Annotated in this window: 17 protein-coding genes; 12 read left to right on the top strand and 5 right to left on the bottom strand. The window is 54.4% G+C overall.

Annotation, left to right across the window (positions count from 1 at the left end; all coding sequences use genetic code 11):
• Nucleotides 1–56: 56 nt before the first annotated feature.
• Nucleotides 57–575, bottom strand: coding sequence for a hypothetical protein (locus ACR0EO_RS01075; RefSeq protein ID WP_480686542.1), 519 nt, complete (start codon nt 573–575; stop codon nt 57–59).
• Between the two features lie 292 nt (nt 576–867).
• On the opposite strand from ACR0EO_RS01075, the gene rpsF reads away from it, so the two are divergent.
• The 6 genes from rpsF to ACR0EO_RS01045 all read left to right on the top strand — a co-directional run bounded on the left by rpsF (nt 868) and on the right by ACR0EO_RS01045 (nt 4603).
• Complete coding sequence (gene rpsF / locus ACR0EO_RS01070; RefSeq protein ID WP_068332653.1) at nt 868–1221, top strand: 30S ribosomal protein S6; 354 nt, start codon at nt 868–870, stop codon at nt 1219–1221.
• Between the two features lie 27 nt (nt 1222–1248).
• Entirely contained in the window at nt 1249–1476 is a 228-nt protein-coding gene (gene rpsR, locus ACR0EO_RS01065) for a 30S ribosomal protein S18 (RefSeq protein WP_005608650.1), read from the top strand.
• 12 nt (nt 1477–1488) lie between these two features.
• Nucleotides 1489–2109: a 50S ribosomal protein L9 gene (rplI, locus tag ACR0EO_RS01060; RefSeq protein WP_480686541.1), complete on the top strand. Its 621-nt coding sequence runs from the start codon at nt 1489–1491 to the stop codon at nt 2107–2109.
• 154 nt (nt 2110–2263) lie between these two features.
• On the top strand, nt 2264–2740 hold the full coding sequence (locus tag ACR0EO_RS01055; RefSeq protein WP_480686540.1) for a transglycosylase SLT domain-containing protein: 477 nt from the start codon (nt 2264–2266) through the stop codon (nt 2738–2740).
• Between the two features lie 207 nt (nt 2741–2947).
• The gene (locus tag ACR0EO_RS01050) at nt 2948–3649 is read left to right on the top strand and encodes a helix-turn-helix transcriptional regulator (protein WP_480686539.1); all 702 of its coding nucleotides are present in this window, start codon (nt 2948–2950) and stop codon (nt 3647–3649) included.
• Between the two features lie 96 nt (nt 3650–3745).
• On the top strand, nt 3746–4603 hold the full coding sequence (locus ACR0EO_RS01045; RefSeq protein ID WP_480686538.1) for an acyl-homoserine-lactone synthase: 858 nt from the start codon (nt 3746–3748) through the stop codon (nt 4601–4603).
• 101 nt (nt 4604–4704) lie between these two features.
• On the opposite strand, the gene tig is transcribed toward ACR0EO_RS01045, so the two are convergent.
• The 3 genes from tig to ACR0EO_RS01030 form a co-directional block, all read right to left on the bottom strand.
• Entirely contained in the window at nt 4705–6036 is a 1332-nt protein-coding gene (tig, locus tag ACR0EO_RS01040; protein WP_480686537.1) for a trigger factor, read from the bottom strand.
• 185 nt (nt 6037–6221) lie between these two features.
• Nucleotides 6222–7370 carry a porin gene (locus tag ACR0EO_RS01035; protein ID WP_480686536.1) on the bottom strand — a complete coding sequence of 383 codons (1149 nt, stop codon included), beginning with the start codon at nt 7368–7370 and terminating at the stop codon, nt 6222–6224.
• 307 nt (nt 7371–7677) lie between these two features.
• The gene (locus tag ACR0EO_RS01030; RefSeq protein WP_480686535.1) at nt 7678–9414 is read right to left on the bottom strand and encodes an NAD(P)H-hydrate dehydratase; all 1737 of its coding nucleotides are present in this window, start codon (nt 9412–9414) and stop codon (nt 7678–7680) included.
• Nucleotides 9415–9584: 170 nt separating this feature from the next.
• Here ACR0EO_RS01030 and ACR0EO_RS01025 point away from each other — a divergent pair, with 170 nt between their 5' ends.
• The 5 genes from ACR0EO_RS01025 to ACR0EO_RS01005 all read left to right on the top strand — a co-directional run bounded on the left by ACR0EO_RS01025 (nt 9585) and on the right by ACR0EO_RS01005 (nt 14082).
• On the top strand, nt 9585–9923 hold the full coding sequence (locus tag ACR0EO_RS01025; protein WP_170325301.1) for a P-II family nitrogen regulator: 339 nt from the start codon (nt 9585–9587) through the stop codon (nt 9921–9923).
• A 32-nt stretch (nt 9924–9955) separates the two neighbouring features.
• On the top strand, nt 9956–11362 hold the full coding sequence (gene glnA, locus ACR0EO_RS01020; RefSeq protein ID WP_480686534.1) for a type I glutamate--ammonia ligase: 1407 nt from the start codon (nt 9956–9958) through the stop codon (nt 11360–11362).
• A gap of 103 nt (nt 11363–11465) precedes the next feature.
• Nucleotides 11466–12110: an MSMEG_1061 family FMN-dependent PPOX-type flavoprotein gene (locus ACR0EO_RS01015; RefSeq protein WP_480686533.1), complete on the top strand. Its 645-nt coding sequence runs from the start codon at nt 11466–11468 to the stop codon at nt 12108–12110.
• 67 nt (nt 12111–12177) lie between these two features.
• Complete coding sequence (locus ACR0EO_RS01010; RefSeq protein ID WP_480686532.1) at nt 12178–12969, top strand: lytic murein transglycosylase; 792 nt, start codon at nt 12178–12180, stop codon at nt 12967–12969.
• 198 nt (nt 12970–13167) lie between these two features.
• Nucleotides 13168–14082, top strand: a complete 915-nt coding sequence (locus tag ACR0EO_RS01005; RefSeq protein ID WP_480686531.1) for a hypothetical protein — start codon at nt 13168–13170, stop codon at nt 14080–14082.
• A 56-nt stretch (nt 14083–14138) separates the two neighbouring features.
• Here ACR0EO_RS01005 and ACR0EO_RS01000 read toward each other — a convergent pair whose 3' ends face one another.
• Nucleotides 14139–14864: a heme-dependent oxidative N-demethylase family protein gene (locus ACR0EO_RS01000; RefSeq protein ID WP_480686530.1), complete on the bottom strand. Its 726-nt coding sequence runs from the start codon at nt 14862–14864 to the stop codon at nt 14139–14141.
• Between the two features lie 123 nt (nt 14865–14987).
• Between ACR0EO_RS01000 and dddP the strand changes: the two genes are divergently transcribed.
• On the top strand, nt 14988–16331 hold the full coding sequence (gene dddP / locus ACR0EO_RS00995; RefSeq protein ID WP_480686529.1) for a dimethylsulfonioproprionate lyase DddP: 1344 nt from the start codon (nt 14988–14990) through the stop codon (nt 16329–16331).
• Nucleotide 16332: the final 1 nt, after the last annotated feature.

Below are 16332 nucleotides of genomic sequence, written 5' to 3'. Positions count from 1 at the left end.
CAGCACACAAGTTCTATTCACTCACAATGTCTGTTCCTAGATGAACAGAATAAATCTTAGGCGAAGATTGTTACACTTCCGCTAAGCTGTCCCTTAAGCGCTCGGCTAACATCCGCCGATTCCAGTGGCAACTTCATCAGCAGGCTGCCATCCACGTCGAACAGTTCCACTTGATCTTCGGCGAAACGTGCACCGCCTAGAGTGTCATAGCTGCGACGCAGAACAGTCTGAGGACGCCCATTTTCGTTTTTCTGCAGAACCCGGACTTCGCGGCGGATCGGGTCAAAATACGCGTCAGGACGAGAGTCCAGCAGTTGGACTGTCAGCAGGCTGACGCCAATCAGCAGGAATGTCAGGGACGCTGCCAGTTTAATTGGCCATACTTCGGCCGCCATTGCGGAACCAGGGACCAACCACATCGAAAACGCCATAACGATCAGGAAAGCGCCAACTACGCGGGCCAAAATCATTCGAACTTTCCAGTTCGCAGCAAAGGTGATCAGAACTGGTACGGATTTTTCATAGCGCGCGTCGCTCGCAGACTGTTCGAAAGCATTCGTATTCATCGCGGTCATTTCTCTCACCCTGTTTTCAGGTTGCCGTCCTGGGTTCGTTCTTCGGCGTGTTGCCGGTATGCAAAACAACTTTGAGCCGAAAAGCGTCAGGAATTGGGCAGCGCAATGTTAATTGGATGTTAATAGCACGACTTCACCAAGGCATGTTCCGAGGGGTTGCCCCCCACTCGCAAAAGTGTATACGGGGCCATCCTTCGCTAATCGTATGAATCGCGCAGCCTCTCGTGGCAGGGTCGCGGAGGGTTTAAAGACCCCGCCTATGAAATGCGCCTTGATAGAAACAGGAGTGCACATGCCACTGTATGAGCATGTAATGATCGCGCGTCAGGATCTGTCCAACGCGCAGGCAGAAAGCCTCGTCGAACATTTCGGCACCGTTCTGGCTGACAACGGCGGCAACGTCGTCGAAAGCGAGTACTGGGGTGTCAAGACGATGGCCTACAAGATCAACAAAAACCGCAAAGGCCACTACGCCTTCCTGAAAACTGATGCCCCTTCCGGCGCGGTACAGGAAATGGAACGCCTGATGCGCCTGCATGACGACGTTATGCGCGTTCTGACCATCAAGGTCGACGAGCATGCCGAGGGCCCTTCGGTCCAGATGCAGAAGCGCGATGAGCGCGAAGGCCGCCGCGAGCGCCGCTGATCAACGCCTGACGAAAGGACATAAACCATGGCCGCAAAACCATTTTTCCGCCGCCGCAAGGTCTGCCCGTTCTCGGGTGAGAACGCGCCGAAAATCGACTACAAAGACACTCGTCTGCTGCAGCGCTACATCTCTGAGCGTGGCAAGATCGTACCTTCGCGCATCACCGCCGTTTCGGCGAAAAAGCAGCGTGAACTGGCCCGTGCTATCAAGCGCGCCCGCTTCCTCGCCCTGCTGCCCTACGCTGTGAAGTAAGGAGAGACTAACATGCAAGTTATCCTTCTGGAACGCGTTGCGAAACTGGGTCAAATGGGCGACGTCGTTGACGTTAAGCCCGGCTACGCCCGTAACTTCCTGCTGCCCCAAGGCAAAGCTCTGAGCGCATCGAACGCCAACATCGCGTCGTTCGAAGCCCAGAAAGCTCAGCTTGAAGCGCGCAACCTGGAAACCAAGAAAGAAGCTGAAGCACTGGCTGAAAAGCTGGACGGTCAGCAGTTCATCGTGATTCGCTCGGCATCGGATGCTGGCGCTCTGTACGGCTCGGTCACTCCGCGTGACGCGGCAGACGCTGCGACTGAAGCAGGCTTCACTGTCGACAAGAAACAGATCGCCCTGATCGCACCGATCAAGGAACTGGGTCTGCATTCGCTCGCCGTAAAGCTGCACCCCGAGGTCGAAGTCGAGATCCAAATGAACGTCGCCCGTTCGGAAGAAGAAGCCGAACTGCAGGCGTCGGGCAAATCGATCCAAGAACTGGCTGCCGAAGAAGAAGCTGCTGCTGAATTCGAAATCGCCGAACTGTTCGACGATATCGGCTCCGCTGCTTCGGACGACGAAGATCTGGTATCCGAAGAAGCTCCGGCTGAAGAAGACGAAGCTAAAGCCTGATCTGGCAAAATTGAGATTGAAAGAAGGCCGCGCATTTTGTGCGGCCTTTTTTTGCGCTCGCTCCAAACGGGCAAAATTCAGCCAGTATTTTGTAGCAGACTTGCAGATGCATCATCGTTTCCTATCATCGCACCCTGAATTTCGGAGCACCCAGATGACAAAATTTATGCGCCGCAGCGTCTTGGCCGCATTTCTAATTGCCCCAATAGCAGCTTGCGGCGGACCGGATACCCCTACACCGGTTGAGTTTGACCCCCCGCTACACCCCAATGAAACGCCCCAGCTGCGCGCCTCTATCAACAAGTGGGCCGACCACTATGAATTACCGCGCGAATTGGTTCACAAGCTGGCAATTCGTGAAAGCACGCACCGCCCCTGGGCTGTTAATCGCCCCTATTACGGCCTGCTACAGATTTTGCCCGCAACTGCCAGATCGATGGGTTACACCGGCAATGCACAAGGATTGTTGGACGCGGATACGAACCTCGAGTTTGCCGGGAAGTACCTCAAAGGCGCCTGGTTGCTATCTGATGGAGATCAGCAACGTGCAATTTTTCTGTATGCCAAAGGCTTCTACCCCGAAGCCAAGGCACGGGGGATGCTGGTTGAAACCGGGTTACGGCCAGAGTAGAAAAACCGTGCATAATACAGTTTACAACTGGGAAATAGTGTAAATCTGTTGCATCATTGGCCCGTCGTGTTGCCTCAAGCACGCAATATGTCTGTGTCTCTTGCACAAATGGCTTGCACTAAGCACTGCAATTGACGCAACGTATGATTTGAATGGACAGAAAGGCTTTTCCTTTGGGGAAAGAAAAGCCGCACAAGGGTAGGACAGGTGAAACTCATAGACTTGGCTGCGCTCGACCATCAGGAGAAGTCGACCGCCGATATCATTAACTCAGTCTGCGAGGAACTTGGCTTTGACTATGCGTCTTACGCCACCATGAATCCTGTCAAAGGTGATGTTCAGGGCTATGCGAACTACCCTGACGAGTGGAAACTGCACTACGGGCGCCACGGGTATCACCATTTTGACCCGACGATCTACCAGTCCGTTCTTAGTATCGCCCCAGTCGACTGGGGACGCTTCAATCACGACGAGAAGTTCAACACTGTTTTCCGTGATGCACATGATTTCGGAATAACTCCCAGAGGGTTGACCGTTCCTGTCCGCGGTCCTTATGGCGAGTGCGGCATTCTCAGCGTGACCCGAGATTGCTCGGATGAAGAGTGGGAAAAGCTGAAAACTCAAGTCATGGGGGACTTGCAGATGGCCGCGGTCCAAGCACACGACATGGTTATGCAGTCGGGCGTTTTGGCTAAGGCTCTCTACCTTCCAGCACTATCCACGCGAGAAAAAGAAATCCTGCAATGGGTGGCAGAGGGCAAATCCCAGCAGGATATCGGTGACATTCTTTCGATTTCGCACCGGACAGTAGAGGTGCACATGCGTTCCGGTCGGGAAAAACTGGGCGCGTTAACCACACCACAAGCCATTGGTAGAGCAATAGGTTTAGGTCTAATCGCTCCAGGTTAACAAAAAAGCCCAAAATCTACGGGAAACCCCCAATAGTCTCAGACAAGAACTTAGTTAACATCTTCCTTACGGTAACCAGACTGTAGGGGGATGGAAATGATCATCGTAATTGATGGTATCAACCAACATAAGTTTAAAGACGTCCTTGATGACATGTTCAAACTGCGCGCGCGCGTTTTCGGCGACCGCTTAGGCTGGGATGTAAATATTAAAGATGGGCGCGAACGCGACCACTTTGACGACCTGCACCCTGCACACGTTGTCAGCATCAATGACGAAGGGGACGTCGTTGGTTGTATGAGACTTTTGCAGACCACAGGGCCACATATGTTGGCGGACGTCTTTCATTCAATTCTCGACGGCGAAGCACCGCTTCGCAGCTCACAGGTCTGGGAAGCGACCCGCTTCTGTGTAGACACTAAGAAATTGGGCCGTGGGCGCGGAGAAAACTCGGTTTCCTATGTGACCAGCGAGGTTATGATCGGGTCCTTCGAATACGCAAAGGCGGCAGGAGTTCTTGACTCGATCGCCGTGATTGACCCGGTCATGAATCGCGTTCTGCAACGGTCTGGAAACGCGCCATACGATTATCTAGGTTCAGCCAAGCCAATGGGCAAAGTGGTTGCCATGGCAGCACTTATGGACTGCTCGGATGAGCGTATCTCAGGTATTCGGGACTATGCCGGCATTGCGCATGATGTCTTTCTGACAGATGAGCAAGCGCTTGAGTTGGTCGCCAGCTCTCAAACACAAGAAGATCCCGGTGTTGCGAATTTCGACCACCAGCCGCTAACACAGCTGGAAAAGTACTTTGTGGAACAAATGCACACCGCAACTTCGAAAGACGAAGTTGAAGCAGTTCTGAAGTTGATCGAAGCCCTTTCGGACAGATTTACGCCAGAGCAAAAGACCGCTCTGCTAAGTACCCCCCGTGCTTTTGCTCAAGAGGCCTGACCCCCTCACCTCGTAGAGCTAAAAGCCACCCACGCGGAGCCGTCTAATTTCAGACGGCTCCGCTTTTTTGTGCCCATATGGGTGAAATGGGCGGAAGAGGATTATTCCTCTTCCAGTGCCTCAACGGCTTTCTGCAGGTCGTCTTTGCTAACTTCTTTGTCAGCAACCTGAGCCAACTCGACAATGTAATCGACGACTTTGTCTTCAAAGATCGGCGCACGCAGCTGCTGCTGCATCTGAGCGTTCTGCTGAACGAACTCAAAGAACTGACGTTCCTGACCAGGGTACTGGCGCGCTTGGTTCATAATCGCCTGAGTCATCTCGGCATCGGTGACTTCAACCTCGGCTTTCTGACCCAGCTCAGCCAGCAGCAGACCCAAGCGAACGCGGCGCTCGGCCAGTTTGTTGTGCTCGTCGGTGGGTTCGATCTCACCGTGGTCGTGACCTTCGACTTCTGGGTTTTCTTCGTGCCACAGCTGATGTGCGATCTGCTTGGCCTCTGCTTCAACCAGCGACGGCGGCAGGTCGAACGAAACTTTCTCGTCCAGAACGTCAAGCAGCGCGCGCTTCATGACAGCACGGGAAGCACCCGCGTATTCAGCTTCCAGACGCTCAGCAATTTGGCCTTTCAGCGCGGCCAGATCTTCGGCGCCGAACTTGGTGGCCAGCTCGTCATTGATCTCGGCGGCAACGGGCTCTTTCACTTCCTTGACGGTGCAGGTGAAGACAGCGTCTTTACCGGCCAGATGCTCGGCACCATATTCCTCGGGGAACTTGACGTTGACGTCTTTTTCTTCTTCGGCCTTTACGCCAACCAGCTGCTCTTCGAAACCGGGGATGAAGCTGTTGGAGCCCAGTACCAGCGGATAGTCTTCGGCGGAACCGCCTTCGAACTCTTCGCCATCCACTTTACCAACGAAGTCGATCACAACCTGATCGCCATCTTTAGCTTTCGAACCTTTGCGGCGCGCTTTGAAGTCCTGAGCGGTTTCTGCCAGGTTGTTCAGCGCTTCTTCGACGGCTGCATCGTCTGCCTTGACGACCAGTTTCTCCAGCTCAACGGACTTCAGGTCAACTTCTGGAATTGCCGGCAGCGCCTCATAGGACATTTCGACGTGGACGTCGTCGCCCTCTTTCCAGTCCTCGTTGGTCATCTTGACCTGCGGCTGCAGCGCAGGACGGTCACCGCTGTCTTCGAAGTGCTGGTTCATCGCGCCGTCGATGCTTTCCTGCATCGCTTCACCCAGCAGACGCTGACCAAACTGCTTTTTCAGCAGAGCCATCGGCACCTTGCCTTTGCGGAAGCCCTTCATCTCAATTTCAGGCTGCGCTTCGACCAGTTTTTCATTCACTTTGTCGTCCAGCTCAGCTGCGGATACGACGATGTTGTAGCCGCGTTTCAGACCTTCGTTCAGCGTCTCGGTAACCTGCATTATGGTAGTCCCCATAGGATTCGGGGCGCGCAAAAAGGCGCGCCGGGCAAATTTGACGCCTTCTATTTGCCAAGCCGCCTGCGTGCAAGGGGGCAAAGGCCGGATCGGTCTTGTTTTGCCGCCGAATTGAACAAAAAAACGCCCCGGAAACTACCGGAGCGCCATTTGTGTCGGAAACAGCTGGATCAGAACTGCCAGCGTGCGCCCAATACCCATGCTTCGTTATCGTCAAAATCTACCATATCGTCGAAATTGTGGTTACGATATTTCAGGTACGTATCGGTGTTGATGCTGTCGATCCGCTGCACGACCGCAATGCCCCAAGCCTTGGTGCTAGAGCCGTCATTTTCGAAATCAGAGCCATCGAAATAGTCGATACCGATGCCGGTCTTTCCCCACGAAGGGATCCACTTGTCGGTTTCGTAGGCCAACTTGGTGTACCAGTAGTCCGGATCACTTGCCCCGGCGGATGTGTCATCGCGCGTACCCAAAGCCGCAGTAAAGCTGAACCCGCTGGGCAAAAGAACAGAGCCCGATCCGATCCAGTCTTTCCGCTCGCCGGACGAGTCATCGAAGTCGCGGACGGCATAAGCTATGCTTGCAGCGAGTTTAACGCCTCCGGCAAATGTTTCGTTATAGGACACAGCGACATCGTAGTAGTCATCGTCGTCGCTGCTGGACAGGATGTTTTGACCATAGGCGATGGAGGCTGAGAACCCGTTATCATCAGTACTTCCACCGAATTTTGGCGTGTCGTAACGAATACGGCCTCGGCGCGCGCCGTCGAAGTTATCGGCCGAGTCCCCAACAGTAATGTCGCTCAGAATGCCAGTGGGGTCTCGGTAGAAGAAAGCCCCGTTTTCATCATTGGTGAACGAATACAGCGCAGTGCCGACATAAGACAGATCAGTTTCGGCTGCCCCATCCGAGGCCATGCTGCCCTGACCCGCCGAGAACTTACCGTAACCACCTTTCAACGAGAAATCGACGTGGCGGATATCTGAGCGCGTCCATCCATTGGTGTTGGTGCCATCCTGGTTTGCGGTACCTGTGCTTGGCAGACCCAAACCAGTTTCAAACCGGAACATGAACTCGTTGCTGCCATAAGGCTGCATGACACGCAGGCCAACGCGGCTGTTGGACAGATCGTTGTCCAGTACCCGAGTTTCGGTCTCTTCGCCGTCGTCAACCGACACCAAAGCCGGGTGCAGCTGTCCGTACAACAGCACATAGCCGCCGCTGTTATTTTCGTACTTTAGCTCTGCCGCGGCAGGAATTGCCGTCGTCGCGGCCAAAACTGCTGCTACCGAAGACAGTTTTAGTTTTTGGGTCATTTCACTCACCATGAAAAATTCCGGGTTCAGGTACCATTTGATTGCGCATCAAATTCATAGGTTCCAGTGACATTTCCCTATACTTTTCAAAGTATTGCACGATCGCCACTCAGGTCACAAAAGGCCGGAATTAATTTCCTTTATTTTCAATTTATTAAGCGCAGCTTTGCTGCGACTAGAGACCAGCTCCAAGGAAATTTTGACGCCCGCCCATGCGTCTGGCAAACACTCGCTTTGCTGTAGCCGCAAGCCTATCGGCCGAATGCCGCCGACAGCACCGACCTTCGGCCAAAACTTGCCGAAATCATCAAATATTCAGTCCTTTAAAAACCTTAGGCAACTGCTCGGGCAGATCTTCGGCAATCAACCCAGGCCCAAATGCGCGCGCACATTCCACATGTAGCCATGCGCCGGTCTCTGCTGCCTGCATTGGATTGAACCCGCGCGCAAGCAACCCGGCAACGTAACCCGCCAGCACATCTCCCGAACCAGCAGTCGCCAGCCATGGCGCTGATCGCTCATAGAACGCCGCGCTTATTGAACACCGACCATCCGGCGCCGCAATTACAGTGTCCGGCCCTTTGAAAAGCACGATGCACCCTGCCCTTTGTGCCGCCTCGCGGGTAGCATCCACCTTGGAATAGGCAGGGCCTTTGGTTGGTTTTTCCACAAGTTTCTCGGCGATATCAGGAAACAACCGCGCAAACTCGCCGCCATGTGGGGTGAGAACGCAGTTCTCGTGTAGAAGCGGAAACAGCGATACCGGATCACTGGCAAGAACTGTCAATGCGTCGGCGTCCAGCACCGTTGCCCGTTTAGCCCCAAGGGCAACCGGGATCATTTCTCGAGCGCGCTCCACTCCCAATCCTGGGCCAAGGCAAAGGGCGTTCAGGCGCTCATCCCGCAAAGCTTCGGTCAGGCCGTCCGCGCCCTCCACCCGCTGCAACATAATGGCCGTCACCTGCGATGCTACCTCCATTTGAGCAGACGGAGGAACACCCAACGTCACCAGCCCCGCACCAATGCGCAAAGCCCCCCGAGCCGCCAGACGCGCGGCCCCGGTTTTGGCTGGTCCGCCTGACAAGATCAGGGCATGACCGTGGGTATACTTGTGATGCTGTTTAAACTTGGGCAGACGATAAAGCGGCAACCCACCCCATCTTCGCTCGTCCTCTACACGGCCCGGCGCCTCAACAAGGGTGAGAAATGCTGGACGGTTCGCCCTGGGAAAAGGCTTGGGCCCCAAGGTGAACGCGCTGTCGTATGGGTCACCGTTCCAGCGGCAACGCTGAGAGGATATACCGATGTCTTTCACAACAAGCTTGCCACATAAGTCCGGCCCCTGTGCCAAGAAATGTCCCGGCTTTGGACTGTCGAAACACACGGTCAACCGCGCAAAACGGTCGTGCAAAGCGCGTCCGCCGCCCGCACCGGCAACCTTGTTCCGCATCTCTACAGGAATACTGTCCAGCAACTCGCGAGGCCATAGATTCAAAGGCTCTTGATGCAACACCCGCCCGCTATCCAAACACAAGCCCGATGGGGCGTCGATACTGACAATTTGGTCTGTATAATAGTCCCCATTCATACCAGAAAGATGCCGAACAACTTTGAACAACTCACCGTCCAAGCCGCGCTTCAGCCCTGTCCCGAACAAGGCGTCAACGTACAGATCAGCGGAACCGCCCTTGCGCATGTCTCGTTCGGTCAGCGGCAGAACCTCTCCTAAACCCAGCCACCGGTCGTAATTTACCCGCGCATCCGGCGGCAGTTTATCGGCTTCCCCATATAGAAAAACCTGACCCTCCCAACCCTGCTCGTGCAACAAACGCGCCACGACAAACCCATCACCGCCATTGTTCCCCGGACCGCACAAAACCACCGCCCGGCCAGCCGCTTTTGCCAGTTCGGGCCACTCATCGAAAATCGCCTCGACCACGCCCTGCCCGGCCCGTTCCATCAGTTCCAGCCCGGTCACCTCACCGGACTCGATCGCGGCCTGTTCGATGGCCCGCATTTGCGCGGCTGTCAGCAATTCCGTCATCTCAAATTCCTCTGGTGATTCAATTCTGATTACTTTTTGTGCAAGTTGACCAAAATTTAATCCACCGCCTATTTTCTCGGCACACACTCGCCATCATCTACGCAATCAGATTGCCGCCTGATCTTAGACGTGATCAGTGCCATCGAGACAAGTGTTATAGGGAGCCCGGGATGAAGAAGATCGAAGCGATCATCAAACCGTTCAAACTGGACGAAGTGAAAGAGGCACTGCAGGACGTCGGTGTCCAGGGTCTCAGCGTGATCGAGGTTAAGGGTTTTGGCCGTCAGAAAGGCCACACCGAACTCTATCGCGGTGCTGAATACGTCGTGGACTTCTTGCCCAAGGTAAAAGTCGAAGTCGTACTGGACGACGACCAAGTTGACGCTGCAATCGAGGCAATCGTATCCGCTGCGAAAACCGACAAGATCGGCGACGGCAAGATTTTTGTCTCGCCCGTTGAACAAGCCATCCGCATCCGTACCGGCGAGACCGGTTCGGAAGCGCTGTAATCGAACACACTCAAACCAGAGGAATAGAGAGTATGAGCAAGGACGCAGTTCTTCAGCTGATCAAGGACGAAGGCGCCGAGTACGTCGATGTTCGCTTCACCGACCCGCGTGGCAAGCTGCAGCACGTTACCCTGATGGCCGATCAGGTTGACGAAGACTTCCTGGACGAAGGCTTCATGTTCGACGGTTCATCCATCGCAGGCTGGAAGTCGATCGAAGCTTCGGACATGAAGCTGGTAGTCGACACCGACAGCGCGTATGTCGATCCTTTCTACGCGGAAAAAACCATCTGCGTTCACTGCTCGGTTGTCGAGCCCGACACAGGTGAAGCGTACGAGCGTGACCCGCGCGGCACCGCTCAGAAAGCCGAAGCGTACCTGAAAGCATCGGGTATCGGTGATGTAGCCTACATGGGCCCCGAAGCCGAATTCTTCCTGTTCGACGACGTCCGTTTCTCGAACAGCATCAACAAGGTATCTTACGAAGTTGATGCAACCGACGCGTCGTGGAACACCGACACCGAGTACGAGATGGGCAACATGGGCCACCGTCCGGGCGTCAAGGGCGGTTACTTCCCGGTCAACCCGATCGACGAAGCACAAGACCTGCGTTCGGAAATGCTGTCGACCATGAAGCGTCTTGGCATGAAAGTTGACAAGCACCACCACGAGGTTGCGTCCTGTCAGCACGAGCTGGGCCTGATCTTTGACAGCCTGACCAAGCAAGCCGACGAGCTGCAGAAGTACAAGTACGTCATCCACAACGTTGCTCACGCCTACGGCAAATCGGCCACCTTCATGCCGAAGCCGATCGCAGGTGACAACGGCACCGGTATGCACGTGAACATGTCGATCTGGAAAGACGGCAAGCCTCTGTTCGCTGGCGACAAGTACGCCGACCTGTCGGACGAAGCGCTGTACTTCATCGGTGGCATCCTGAAGCACGCGAAGACCCTGAACGCCTTCACCAACCCGTCGACCAACAGCTACAAGCGTCTGATCCCGGGCTTTGAAGCACCTGTTCTGCGCGCCTACTCGGCTCGTAACCGTTCGGGTTGTGTCCGTATTCCGTGGACCGAAAGCCCGAAAGCCAAGCGCGTCGAGGCTCGCTTCCCCGATCCAGCTGCGAACCCCTACCTGGCGTTTGCCGCTCTGCTGATGGCCGGTCTGGACGGCATCAAGAACAAGATCGATCCGGGCGAAGCCATGGACAAGAACCTGTACGATCTGCCTGCCGAAGAACTGGCGGACATCCCGACAGTTTGCGGCTCGCTGCGTGAAGCACTGGAAGCTCTGGCATCCGATCACGACTTCCTGCTGCAGGGCGACGTGTTCACCAAGGACCAGATCGACGGCTACATCGCACTGAAGATGGAAGAGGTCGAAACCTACGAGCACACCCCGCATCCGGTAGAATACGGCATGTACTACAGCTGCTAATCCGGTTGCAGACCTACCTCGGCAAGGGCGTCCATTTGGGCGCCCTTGTTTCGTTTGGCTTGATCTACCAAACTCGGGACCATCCCGGTTAGGAGAAGATCGCATGTCATCCGACGCCCCATTCTCGCAATTCTCGAACTTCGTAACTTCGGCAGAAGAACTGAAACGCATCACTGGCGCACCCCTACCCCAGATCCTAGCTAAAGAGCTTTCGGCACTGGATCAGATGTGCCGTGACTTCATTTCAAAGTCGACTTTTTGCCTAATCGCCTCAGCCAATCCCGGTGGCTATCTGGATATCTCTCCCCGAGGCGACCCGGAAGGTTTTGTTAACGTGGTATCCGACACGCTGCTTGCCATCCCGGACCGTCCGGGCAACAAACGCGTGGATACGTTTCACAATGTACTATTAGACCCTCGGGTCAGCCTGATTTTCTTTGTTCCCGGCAAGATGGAAACACTACGCATTCGGGGAAACGCACGAATTTGCACCGACGCTGACCTGCTTAACAGTATGTCCGTCAAGGATCGTCCGCCCAAGCTGGCACTATTGGTTCAAGTCCAGACCGCCTTTGCGCACTGCCCTAAATGCGTCATCCGATCGAACCTTTGGGAACCGGATAACTGGCCAGATTCCTCGAAGTTGCCCAACATGAACGCGATGATGGTTAAACACGCGAAGATCGATAAAACGCCGGAGGAGTGGTTCGAAAGCCTCAAAGGCACAGATGAACTGGACCTTTATTGACCCCCTTTCCGGATTCAGAAACCCAGCTTAGGCTTGACCGTGAATTACAGGCTTTTGGATTGACCTCATGTTTCGCACATTGCTTTTGATACTTACGCTTTCCACACCGACTTATGCCCTGGCCGCACCCTGCGGGAATACCAGCGCTGGGTTTGATGCGTGGAAAAAGGACTTTGCAAAACAGGCCAAACGCGCGGGCGTAAAAAAGAAAGGGTTACAGGCATTGGCTCAAAGCCAATATGCAACCCGCACCATTGCAGCGGATCGCAACCAGAAAAGCTTTAAGTACTCGCTGGACAAGTTTATGCGAGTGCGCGGGGCCGACACCATTGTTGCACAGGGGCGCAAACGCAAAGCCCGCAACCCTCAGTTCTACGCCGCCCTTGAAAGACAATACGGTGTCCCGGCCGGTGTGCTGATTGCCATTCACGGCATGGAAACCGGGTTCGGAAATTTCATGGGAGACAGTCAGGTTGTTTCCGCAATCACAACACTTGCCTATGATTGTCGCCGATCCGAGTTCTTTATCCCTCATGCCATCGGAGCACTGAAACTGGTGGATCAAGGCAGCATTACGACCGCCACAAAAGGGGCAAAACATGGCGAGCTTGGACACACGCAGTTTTTGCCAGGCAATGCCCTGACCTACGGAGTGGACGCCACCGGTGACGGCAAAGTTGATTTTTACAACATGACAGACTCTTTGGCCTCGACCGCCAATTTTCTTCGCAAGAAAGGGTGGAAACCGGGTCGAGGCTATCAGCCAGGCCAACCAAATTACGCTGTTATTCAACAGTGGAACGCCGCCTCAGTATATCAGCAATCGATCGCAATCATGGCCGCCCGAATCGACGGGTAGTGGATTAACCGAAATTGAATGCAGACACCCCAATCCGGACACAATGTTGCCACAGAATCCGAACGGCCCTCAAAATGCCTTGGTTTCCATAGTGTAATCAATCAAGCGAATTTCTCATTTTTTTCCATTTGCGCCCAATTTTGCCCCATATCGATTGCTAAATTGATTGTTAAGAAATCGACGACAGAGGACAGGGCGGTGACTCCGAAGCACAGTTATCACGGTGGTCTGCAATTCAACGGCAAGACTGAAAACGCGATCGAGCGTTTCGGCGACATCGTTGCAACGACCCTCGAAGACTATGGGCATCTGGTCGAGCGCAAGAACTTTGTGAACGCGACCGAAGCCAGCATAGTCTCCAGCCAGTACCTTGTGCGTCTGACGCTAGACACCCAATTGGGCGAAAGCACTGACCGGTTCGAACGTCTAGATCGGTTTGCAGGCCTGAAAACCATGCATAAGCCGATAGTGAGTTTGCCTGAAAACAGGCTGACAATCACGATCTCTCCGGTTTCTGCACTGTTGGACGACAACGAAATCTCTGAGCTTATGATGGTGGTAATCCTCTACCGCATGGTCGACATCTGCGCGACACAGCGTGTCGAGTGGTTGTCCCCCAACACTGTTCTGACACTTGAGCAGTTCATGAGCGCATTCGATACACTGACCCCAAACAAACAGAGGGACAGAAAACAAATATTCGAGGCAGTTTCCGGCCCGTTCGCGGGCTTGAACATTCCTGCAGAAGAAGACCTGGATGAGTCAAAAAAACAGGCGCTGAAACCAGTAGCCCGACCGATCCAGTTGTCAGATGAGCAACTCCTCAGCATTGCTTTTCGGACAGAAACCAACGAGCAGCCCATTGATCGGGACGAAGACACGCGCCCCCTCGACCACGACCGCCCCAGTGACATCCTCCGACTGACAAGTTGGGGTCTGACAGGTGCCGTGGCTAGCGTGTCAGTTCCGATCGCGGCTTCGATGGCCGCAGTTAACCTGATCCGAGGCGAGGATTTTCGCTTGAATACTCAGGTACTTGCCTACACCGTCGCAATCTCCGCTCTCAGCACAAGCGGGGCATTCGCCGGTGTCGCAAATGTGCTCGGCATGTAGCACATTGTAGAAAGACCCTCCTTGGAGGCCCCGCCAATCGGCGGGGTTTTCCATTTTCAGGCTAAGCGGTCTACTTCAACAACATAGGTGTGAATCGTAAAGATCACCGCTCGTGTTTCCGGCAATCGCAATAATGTTTGCCGTTCACTGCGCATATAGCGGGTTGCTCCGGGGTCTTTGACTTGGCGTCGATCGCTTGCGCTGCGTGGTTGAAAGAGTTCGGCATCCTCGTACCTTAGCGCATTAAACCGCCACAGAGGTCGGCCCGGCTGCACACCGTCAAACAAGCGTTGTACTCGGCGGGCAATATCATCGGTGTAACTGTCCACAGGCACGTGAATATCAATCAAAGGGCGCATGTATTTTTCTGACAAGCGCCAACTTGCCGGGAAACATAAAATTGCCCCCGTCAGAACGTGCTCTGCCCCGTGCTTTTGCAGGATGCAAAAATCCTCTTGCACCAACTGGCACAGCGTATCCAGCGGGTGGTCGCGATCAATGTGAACCTCTTTCCCATCTGGCCGCGTCACGCTGTCCGAGACACCGGAATAGGCCTGTGTGAGAACAATATCCAGTAATTCCTGCGCCGCAGGTTTGGCGCTGGAATCCAAGGCCAGAACGTCCGACCGGCGTTCCGCTAACAGAGTTTCCCGACGTTGCATTTGACCGGCAAAGGCATCGTCAACGTGCAGCCATTCTTCCATGGTAGTCGGTTGAATGCCCGGCATAGGGCGCGGGTTGAACGGGTCGTATGGGATCGCTTTCTGTAGAATTGTTTTCATGAGTTTGACCTAACACTCGCGCGATCGATTGTCGGTCAAAAAGCGACGGGCAATGCGTCGCAAATTTTCAAGACGCCTGTTCATTCCACCTTCACGCTCAATAATGAGGCAAGGAGGTCCACAATGAACCGACATTACCGCGACAATCGCAAGATTGACCCAACCAAGGGCGCGTCACTTGGTGATGGCACTCCGAACGATAACGACCGTATCGAAATCGGGCCCACGCAGTTGGCCTTTGCGGAATGGGAAGCTGCCGGATTGACCTTGCCCGACTTGGTCCGGATGCGGGAATACCGTTGGAAGCGATTGACCAAAGCCATCGTGGATCGCGGCTTTGGTGGGCTTTTGATGTTTGATCCTTTGAACATTCGCTATGCCACTGACAGCACCAACATGCAGCTATGGAACACGCACAACCCATTTCGCGCCGTACTGTTATGCGCCGATGGCTACATGGTTATCTGGGACTACAAGAACTCTCCGTTTCTGTCCAAATTCAATCCCTTAGTACGAGAACAGAGGTCAGGTGCTGACCTGTTCTATTTTGACCGCGGTGACAAAGTAGATGTGGCGGCGGATGTGTTCTCAAACGAAGTGCGTGTGCTGATTGACGAACACGGCGGTGGGAACAAACGGTTGGCCGTCGACAAGATCATGCTTCACGGCCTACGCGCGCTTGAGGCGCAAGGGTTCGAAATCATGGAGGGCGAGGAAGTCACCGAAAAGACCCGTGCCGTTAAGGGCCCGGACGAGATTTTGGCTATGCGCTGCGCAAGCCACGCTTGCGAAACGGCTGTCGCGGAAATGGAAAAATTCGCACGCACCAACGTGGGAGACGGCAAGACTTCAGAGGATGATATCTGGGCAATCCTACATGCCGAAAACATCCGCCGTGGCGGAGAGTGGATCGAAACCCGCCTGTTGGCCTCGGGTCAGCGCACCAATCCTTGGTTTCAAGAATGCGGACCCAGGATCACCCAAAAGAATGAGATCATCGCATTCGACACTGATCTGATCGGCTCCTATGGCATCTGCGTGGATATCTCGCGCACCTGGTGGATCGGAGATGAAAAACCGCGGCCTGATATGGTCTATGCAATGCAGCACGCCCATGAGCACATTATGACCAACATGGAGATGTTGAAACCCGGCGTAATGATCCCTGAACTAACCGCAAACTGCCACCGACTGGATGACAAGTTTCAAGCTCAGAAATACGGGTGCCTAATGCACGGAGTCGGGCTGTGCGATGAATGGCCGTTGGTTGCCTACCCTGACAAGGCTGTCGCAGGATCATACGATTACCCGCTTGAGCCGGGAATGGTGCTGTGCGTTGAGGCCGCCGTGGGCGAAGTCGGCGGGGATTTTTCCATTAAGCTGGAAGATCAGGTTCTCATCACCGAAGACGGGTATGAAAACCTGACCACTTACGCTTTTGATCCCCAGCTCATGGGACAGGCCTAGT

The organism is Ruegeria sp. BE9 (assembly GCF_056538765.1).
The sequence above is the reverse complement of the archived record's forward strand: the minus strand, read 5'-3'. Positions and strand labels throughout refer to the sequence as shown.

Bases quoted from the DNA above. Each gene is read 5' to 3' on its own strand.
- glnA (WP_480686534.1), top strand. From the start codon at position 9,956: ATGAGCAAGGACGCAGTTCTTCAGCTGATCAAGGACGAAGGCGCCGAG.
- ACR0EO_RS01010 (WP_480686532.1), top strand. From the start codon at position 12,178: ATGTTTCGCACATTGCTTTTGATACTTACGCTTTCCACACCGACTTAT.
- dddP (WP_480686529.1), top strand. From the start codon at position 14,988: ATGAACCGACATTACCGCGACAATCGCAAGATTGACCCAACCAAGGGC.
- ACR0EO_RS01030 (WP_480686535.1), bottom strand. From the start codon at position 9,414: ATGACGGAATTGCTGACAGCCGCGCAAATGCGGGCCATCGAACAGGCC.
- rplI (WP_480686541.1), top strand. From the start codon at position 1,489: ATGCAAGTTATCCTTCTGGAACGCGTTGCGAAACTGGGTCAAATGGGC.
- ACR0EO_RS01075 (WP_480686542.1), bottom strand. From the start codon at position 575: ATGACCGCGATGAATACGAATGCTTTCGAACAGTCTGCGAGCGACGCG.
- ACR0EO_RS01000 (WP_480686530.1), bottom strand. From the start codon at position 14,864: ATGAAAACAATTCTACAGAAAGCGATCCCATACGACCCGTTCAACCCG.
- ACR0EO_RS01045 (WP_480686538.1), top strand. From the start codon at position 3,746: ATGATCATCGTAATTGATGGTATCAACCAACATAAGTTTAAAGACGTC.
- rpsF (WP_068332653.1), top strand. From the start codon at position 868: ATGCCACTGTATGAGCATGTAATGATCGCGCGTCAGGATCTGTCCAAC.
- ACR0EO_RS01055 (WP_480686540.1), top strand. From the start codon at position 2,264: ATGACAAAATTTATGCGCCGCAGCGTCTTGGCCGCATTTCTAATTGCC.
- ACR0EO_RS01025 (WP_170325301.1), top strand. From the start codon at position 9,585: ATGAAGAAGATCGAAGCGATCATCAAACCGTTCAAACTGGACGAAGTG.
- tig (WP_480686537.1), bottom strand. From the start codon at position 6,036: ATGCAGGTTACCGAGACGCTGAACGAAGGTCTGAAACGCGGCTACAAC.
- rpsR (WP_005608650.1), top strand. From the start codon at position 1,249: ATGGCCGCAAAACCATTTTTCCGCCGCCGCAAGGTCTGCCCGTTCTCG.
- ACR0EO_RS01015 (WP_480686533.1), top strand. From the start codon at position 11,466: ATGTCATCCGACGCCCCATTCTCGCAATTCTCGAACTTCGTAACTTCG.
- ACR0EO_RS01035 (WP_480686536.1), bottom strand. From the start codon at position 7,370: ATGACCCAAAAACTAAAACTGTCTTCGGTAGCAGCAGTTTTGGCCGCG.